The organism is Streptomyces sp. NPDC001851, assembly GCF_040297165.1.
GTDB lineage: Bacteria > Actinomycetota > Actinomycetes > Streptomycetales > Streptomycetaceae > Streptomyces.
In genome coordinates this window covers 1-1,062 of record NZ_JBEOYR010000101.1, presented here as the reverse complement: position 1 = coordinate 1,062, position 1,062 = coordinate 1, and the positions used below count along the sequence as shown (strand labels likewise).

General features: G+C 63.9%; 2 pseudogenes. Both read left to right on the top strand.

The window, feature by feature from the left end:
• Positions 1-528, top strand: a pseudogene (gene tet(41) / locus ABT171_RS41770) (tetracycline efflux MFS transporter Tet(41)); the annotation flags it as partial.
• 195 nt (positions 529-723) lie between these two features.
• Positions 724-1,062: pseudogene (locus tag ABT171_RS41765) on the top strand (hypothetical protein); the annotation flags it as partial.

The following is a 1,062-nucleotide window of genomic DNA, read 5'->3' as shown; positions in this document are numbered from 1 at the left end:
CTGATCATGGCGCTGGTTTCACAGGCGCCGGCCACGCTGTGGATTTTATACGGTCAGGATCGTTTCGGCTGGAGCATGATGGTGGCGGGCCTGTCGCTGGCCGGTTACGGCGCCTGCCACGCGCTGTCGCAGGCCTTCGCCATCGGCCCGCTGGTCGCACGCCTCGGCGAGCGCAAGGCACTGCTGATCGGCCTGGCGGCCGACGCGCTGGGTCTGGTGCTGTTATCGATCGCCACCCGCGGCTGGGCGCCCTTTGCGCTGCTGCCGTTCTTCGCCGCGGGCGGTATGGCGCTGCCGGCGCTGCAGGCGTTGATGGCGCACAAGGTGGACGACGATCATCAGGGCGAGCTGCAAGGGACGCTGGCCAGCATGGGCAGCCTGATCGGCGTCGCGGGGCCGCTGGTCGCGACGGCGCTGTACGCCGCCACGCGCGATGTCTGGCCCGGCCTGGTCTGGGCGTTGGCCGCCGCCCTGTATCTGTTGGTTCCGCTGTTGCTGGCGCGTTCGCGTGAGCGTGACGCGGCGTAGCGTCGAGCTCACCCTCTCCCGATTAAGCTCATTTATGGCTAAGCAAGGCATTATTCAGCATAAGCGGGCGCTTTACACGCCACTGCGCCGCTCATTATCATCGCCCTTATCCCGCCGCAGGAAAATTTAAATGCCGTTTCATGGCGTTACGCCCAGCGCGTCATCGCTACCGTTCACTTCGCCTATCGGAAGATCATGATGAGAAAACTCACAACGCCGCTGATCGCCGCCCTGCTGCTCGGCCTGTTTAGCCTGCCGGCCGGCGCGCAGGAGAAACCGCAGCAAATCACCATCGGTTACCAGAAAGCCAACATTTTTGCGCTGCTGAAATACCGCGGTACGCTGGAAAAAACCCTGGAGCCGCAGGGTATCAAGGTTCGCTGGATAGAATTCCCCGCCGGCCCACAGATGTTGGAAGGGTTGAACGTCGGCAGCATCGATCTGGCGGCGACCGGCGACGCTCCGCCGGCCTTCGCGCAAGCCGCCAAGGCCGATCTGGTTTATTTGGCGCATTCGCCGCCCAGCCCGAAAACC